Origin of the sequence: Kitasatospora sp. NPDC051984, from assembly GCF_044593455.1 — a bacterium.
Taxonomy (GTDB): Bacteria; Actinomycetota; Actinomycetes; order Streptomycetales; family Streptomycetaceae; genus Kitasatospora.
In genome coordinates, this window is the sequence record NZ_JBIUCB010000002.1 from 599,873 (window position 1) to 605,872 (window position 6,000).

Sequence of the window (6,000 nt, forward strand, 5' to 3'; positions counted from 1 at the left end):
GACGGGGATTCTTCGACACGGCCTGGTGAGCCGGTCGACCACCTTGCGTCCTGATTTCCGGGGAATACCGGTGGGGCCGGTTCCCGGGCACTCTTCGTCAACCGACGTCACCGGACTGCCGGTTCGCGGCGGAGCGGAGTCGGGTACGGGTGCATCGCCGCACCGGCAGCGGTGGCCGGAGCGGGGTCCGCGAATGGTGCGCAGGTCATGGGTGTCGCACCCTGCGGCTGTGCGAATTACGGCAGGCGGCTGGTCCTTCGGTACATGGTCAGGGGTGGTCGATCAGGCCGTGGCGGTCGCGGCGACGGACGCGGACTCCGACGGACGTTCAGGACAGCCGGGCACGGACACTCTCCCGGATGACCAGGCAGGCAGCGCCGCGCGCCCACAGCGTCTCACTGGCTTCGTCGACCTTGATCACGCAGTCGCGTGCCGCGGTGGAGACCGTGTGGCGCTCCAGCGCCTCGGTCATGGCGGGCCCGAAGTACTCGTAGGCCACCACGCCCTCGCCCGCGAGCACGATCAGTCCGGGGTTGAGCAGGTTGTACAGGCAGGCCAGCCCTCGTCCGAGCGCGTCGCCCGCCACGGCGAACGCGTCGAGTGCGGCGCGCCGTTCGGGCCCCTCACCCGAGCGCGCGAGCTCCACGACGGCCTCGAAATCGGCGTCCTGCCGGCCACCTGCCGCACGGAACGTCCGCAGCACTCCGTCGGAGGAGGCCAGCGCCTCCACGCAGCCCAGGTTGCCGCAGGCGCATTCCGGCCCGTCCGGCGCGATCGGCAGGTGTCCGAACTCGACGGCCAGACCGCTGGCTCCGGAGTGCAGGGCTCCCTGGAGCATCAGCCCGCCGCCGACACCGCGCCCGACCGCGATCACGGCGAACGACTCGACGTCCCGGCCCTCGCCGAACCAGCGTTCCGCGATCACCAGGGCGTTGACGTCGTTGTTCACCACCACGGGCAGGCCGGTGGCCGCGCTCAGCGGTGCGGCCACCGCGACGTCCCTCCAGCCCAGCCGCACGGCCGAACGGCACACACCGTTCTCCACGTCGACATGCCCGCCGACACCGACCCCGATACCCAGGACCCTGGCACCGGCAGTGGGTGCCCGCTCGACCAGTCGGGCGGTCAACTCCGCTGCCACTGACAGCACATGGGCTGGCTCGGTGGACTCCAGAGTGCGTTCCAGACGGAGCATCGGATGCGCGCCGAGATCCGTGAGCACGGCTGCGACATGGGTGCGCGCGATCTGGATGCCGACGACCAGGTGCTGCTCGGTATTGACCTGCAGCAGCCGCTGCGGGCGGCCCAGGCCGGTCTCGCTCTGCTGTCCGGTCTCGCTCAGATAGCCGTCCTGGATCAGCGGCGCGAGCAGGCGGGTCACCGTGGACGGTGACAGCCCGAGCCTGCGCGCGATCACCGTCCGCGAGACCGGGCCCGCCGTAAGCACTTGGGCGAAGATCTCGGCTCCTGTCTGATCAGGGACCAGGGCCGTCAGCGCGGTCACCGTGCACCTCCCGTCGCGTTGCTTGGCCGACTCGCCGCCACCAAGTTCGATGGAGATACTTTTGCGCAACAAGAAAAGAATGACAAGAGGCCGAGACCAGAACGTCACACACCCCGAGCCCGGCCCAGAAGCGTGGCCGCCGGACCGAATCACGGCCGAGGGCTCAGCCCCGGGAAGCGCCGCATGTGGTGGTCGCAGTAGGCGCGCAGGCCGTCGACCAGGGCACGGATCGAGGAGTGGGCGTAGTGGGAGGCGTCCCATCCCGCGTACAGGGGGATGGTCAGCGGACCGTCCGAACCGTGGACGATCAGCTCGGAGAGGTCGAAGCGGGCGTCGTCGGTGACCAGGCAGACGCCCCGGCCGGCGGCAGCGACGGCCTGGGCGAGGGCCGAGGAACCGGTCTCGGTCACACCGGCAGGGACGAGGTCCGCCCGGCCGAGCGCCTCGTCGACGACCAGGCGGGCCATGTTGGAACGGGTCAGCAGGATCAGCGGCTCGGTGACCAACTCGGCGAGCGTGATCGCGGCGCGCCCCGCCCAGGGATGACCGGCGGGAACCTGGGCCAGGACCGGAGCAAGGCCCAGGAACGCCGACTCCAGTGGCGGCGGGGCCGGACTGCCCGCGATACCGAGGTCCGCATCGCCGCGCGTCAGCGTGTCGAAGACCTTGTTCGGCTCCTCCTGAACGGCGTCCCGCAGCGTGGGCCCCTCGGCGCCACCGCCGGCCATGAACGGGGCCAGCAGGTACGCGACCGTCGAGGGGGCCGCGACCACAGTGAGTGCCGCCGCGTCCCCCCGGCCCACGGCGGTCATCGTCTCGGCGGCCCGCTCGGCGCGGCGCACCAGGTCCTGGGCGATCGGGCGAAAGCGCCGCCCGGCCGCGTTCAGGGTGAGCGAACCCGGGCGGCGGGTGAACAGGGAAACACCCAGGTCCCGCTCCAGCGCCCGAAGCTGGCGCGAGAGAGCCGGCTGGGTGACATGCACCTGGCGGGCCGCTGCGGTGACCGACTCGGCCTCGGCGACGGCGAGGAAGTAACGCAGCACTCGAAGTTCCATGACGGCCTCCCGGGCGCCTCGAACGGGTTCATGCCTGAAAGGCATCGACGTGAGAACAATCAAGTATTGGACGGCATGGTCGGCTGAAGTCAAAACTGGAACCGCCCGACCCACCGTCCTGTTCGCGCCACCACAGGCCCCAGCGCCCGGCGCCTCCGGGCGCGGCAACCGCCGGACCCATCCCAGAGGAGTTGACCACCGTGCGCCCCGACGCCGAGTCCCCCAACGGACGATTCACCGCCCTCGCCCCGGACCACCCCGCGGCGAACTGCGCCGACGCCCCGGGCGGCCGGATCCGATGACCGAACGTCCCCCGACCACCCCGCGCGTGCGCCGCACCCCCGTGCCGTCCCTGCGCCAGGCCCTGCGACTGGCCGGCCCGGCGGACATCTGGCACAAGTCCGCCGTCAGCACCACCGTCGCCGTCACGCTGCTGAACCTCACCCTGCTCGCGCTCGGCCGCCTCGACCTCGCGCTCTTCACCTCGGCCGGCGCCCTCTGCGCCCTCTACTGCCACGGGCTCCCCTACCCCGCCCGGGCCCGCACCCTCGCCGGAGTGGCAGTCGGCACCCTCCTCAGCACGGCCTTCGCACTCACCGCCGCATCGCTCACGCATTCCGTTGCCGCGCTGGTCGCGGTCAGCGCCGTCCTCGCGGCGCTTCACAAGCTCGGCTGCGACGCGGCCCGGGTCGGCTCGCCCGGTGCCATCACCATGACCTTCACCAGCACCGGCTGCGTCTTCGTGCCGCAGCACCTCGGCGACCTGCCCGCACACCTGGCACTCGCCGCCCTCGGTGCCGCCCTGGCCTGGCTGGTCTGCATGGCTCCGGCCCTGATCCGGCCCTTCGGGCCCGAACGGGTCCTCACTGCGCGCACCCTGGAGGCCGCCGCCCGCCTCCTGACCAGCGAGCCCGACCGGCACCCCGCCGCCCGCACGGCGCTCGCCGCCACCCTCAACGCCGCGCACCACACCCTCAGCCTCGACTCGACGGCCGCCGCCGAACCACGCCGCCAGGCCATGGCGGGCCTGGAACGCCTGCTCGTCCGCGCCGAGTCCGCCCTGGCCTCGCTCCCGGCACACCCGGACGCCGACACCGCCGCGCGCTACCAGGACTGGGCCCGCGCCCTACGGCGCAACCGGCCGCTGCCCGTCGTCGACCTCACCCCCGCCGAGGCCGCCGAGCTGCGCGGCGCCGCTGCCGAAACGACGACGGCCGCCGATCAGACGTCCCGCCGGCACGCGCTGCACCGGGACTCGCCGCTGCTGCCGATCGGGCTCAGGATCATGCTCGGCTGCGCCGCCGCCGGTTGGACCTCGATGGCGTTGGGCGTCGGGCGCCCCGGCTGGGCGGTGATCACTGCCGCCGCGGTCTTCCAGGCCAGCACCGCACTGTCCTGGCAGCGCGCGATCCAGCGCGTGCTGGGCACCCTGCTGGGGCTGCTGGTCTTCACCGCGCTGCTGCCCGTCGCCCGCTCGGGACAGCTCGCCCTGGTACTGGTCATGCTGCCCGTCATGCTCGCGGCCGAGGCGACATTCGCCCGCAACTACTGGCTGGGGGCCGCCTTCCTGACACCGCTCGTCCTGCTGATGACGGACCTGGCCCGCTATCAGCCCGCCCGCCCCCTGCTGGCCGACCGCTGGCTGGACACCTGCCTCGGCGCCCTGACCGGCCTCGCCGCCTGCCTCCTGGTCACCAACCGCCGCACCGCGACCCGCCTCGACCGCGCCCTCGCCGCGCTCCTGGCAGCCACCGAAGCCGCCCGCCCCGCCGCCTCCCATCCGCCGGCCGCCGCCGCGGCGGCCCGTGTGCGACTCTCCCGCGCGCTGGTGGAACTGCGCGAGGCCGCCGACATCGCCTCCGGCGAATGGTGGCAGCGCGCCCTGCCCCGGATCCGAATCGCCGAAGCCGAACAGGAAGGCCACCGCCAACTCGCCGCCCTGCTCGACCACCGCGCCGGCCACGAGCCCGCCTTGGCCCGCCCCTGAGCCTCCCCCGTCGCGCGGGAACCTGCGCTTCTCGCAGCAGCTGGTGCGGGAGCGGACGAACGGGGCGAAAGCCAGTCGCCGGCGCCACGTGCCGCCGGCCCGGCATCGCTTGCCCCGCCTCGCCGTCGGCCCTCGCCGCGGCAGCCACCTGCGGCACCTGACGATCCACCTGCTCACCCCGCTCCTGATGTGCCTGGGGATGGCCCTCGCCCACCAGAGCGCCTTCCACCAGCCCCAGCCGCACCACCTGCGCGTCGCCGTGGTCGGCACGACACCGCAGAACCAGGTGCTGGCCCAGGTCATCAAGGACAAGGCCGGCGACGCCCTGGACGTCACCACGGTGCCCGACCGGCAGGCGGCCCAGCAGCAACTACTCGACCGGACCCTGGTCGGCGCCTTCGTGCGGACGCCGAGCACCCTGACCTGCTGGTCGCCAAGCACCCTGACCTGCTGACCGCCAAGGCCAACTCCGACACCTCCGAGATGGCCGCCGAGAAGGTCTTCCGCACCGTCACCGACACTCAGGGGCTGCCGCTCACCGTCACCGACGTGGCACCACTCGGCAGCGGTGACCCGACCGGGCAGGGCCTCTTCTTCCTGCTGGTCGCGCTGAGCATCGGCTCGTACGCCAGCGTGGCCGCGATCGGCGCGGCGGGCGCGCCGCTCGGCATGCCGGTGCGCGCACTGGTCGGCCTGGTGACGTCGCTGCTGGTCAGCGTGATCGGGATCGTCACCGCCGGCCCGGTGTTCCGCGTCGTCGACCACAACCAGCTCCAGATCTGGGCACTCGGCTGGCTCTACTCGGCCGGGATCATCACCGTCGGCATCGGCCTGCACACGTTCTTGAAGCGCTGGACCACGCTGACCCTCATGGTCCTGTTCGTGATGCTCAACTTCACCTCGTCCGGCGGGATCTACCGTCCCGACCTGCAGAACGGCTTCTTCGGCGCGCTGCACGCGTTCTGGAACGGCGCCGGATTCCTGGAGGGCGCCCACAGCATCCTCTACTTCGACGGGGGCGCCGGACTGGGCGGGCGGGTGCTCTCCCTTGCCCTGTGGCTGGTCGCGGGCCTTGCCCTGCTGGCCGTCGCGGGCGGTTACGAGCGGCGCCGCACGGTGGCGGCGTCCCTGCCCGCGAACGCGTCGGCCGTCACGGTACTGGACGCCGTGGACGGGTCCGGCGAGTCGGAAGAAGAGGAAGAGGAGATGGAAGAGGTCGTCGGGGTCTGAGCCGACACGGGACATGTCGCTGACCCCGACCGTACGGAGGAGACGGAGGAGGGTAGGGAGGAAGTCGTCGGGTTCAGCCGGCAAGGGACTGCCGCTGACCCCGACCACACGCACGGCCCGCCCCGCAGTCCTTAGGTTCTAGAGATCGTCGCAACACCCCAGTGCAGGGGGAGCGATGGACTTCGAGATCCGGGACCGGTCTGTGAACCGGGGGTGCCGGGCGC

General features: G+C 72.3%; 3 protein-coding genes and 1 pseudogene. 2 read left to right on the forward strand and 2 right to left on the reverse strand.

Translation table 11 applies throughout. The annotated features are described in order from the left end of the window. Positions 1 to 328: 328 nt before the first annotated feature. Together ACIHEI_RS06480 and ACIHEI_RS06485 are read right to left on the reverse strand one after the other, a co-directional pair. Entirely contained in the window at positions 329 to 1,504 is a 1,176-nt protein-coding gene (locus tag ACIHEI_RS06480; RefSeq protein ID WP_396605862.1) for an ROK family protein, read from the reverse strand. A 149-nt stretch (positions 1,505 to 1,653) separates the two neighbouring features. After that, the gene (locus ACIHEI_RS06485) at positions 1,654 to 2,559 is read right to left on the reverse strand and encodes a LysR substrate-binding domain-containing protein (RefSeq protein WP_396605863.1); all 906 of its coding nucleotides are present in this window, start codon (positions 2,557 to 2,559) and stop codon (positions 1,654 to 1,656) included. 298 nt (positions 2,560 to 2,857) lie between these two features. On the opposite strand from ACIHEI_RS06485, the gene ACIHEI_RS06490 reads away from it, so the two are divergent. Then, the gene (locus tag ACIHEI_RS06490) at positions 2,858 to 4,546 is read left to right on the forward strand and encodes an FUSC family protein (RefSeq protein ID WP_396605864.1); all 1,689 of its coding nucleotides are present in this window, start codon (positions 2,858 to 2,860) and stop codon (positions 4,544 to 4,546) included. A gap of 187 nt (positions 4,547 to 4,733) precedes the next feature. Then, a pseudogene (locus ACIHEI_RS06495) lies at positions 4,734 to 5,776 on the forward strand (hypothetical protein). The last annotated feature ends 224 nt before the right edge of the window (positions 5,777 to 6,000 follow it).

Excerpts from the sequence above, each read along its gene's own strand:
- ACIHEI_RS06485 (WP_396605863.1), bottom strand. The coding sequence starts at position 2,559 with ATGGAACTTCGAGTGCTGCGTTACTTCCTCGCCGTCGCCGAGGCCGAG.
- ACIHEI_RS06490 (WP_396605864.1), top strand. The coding sequence starts at position 2,858 with ATGACCGAACGTCCCCCGACCACCCCGCGCGTGCGCCGCACCCCCGTG.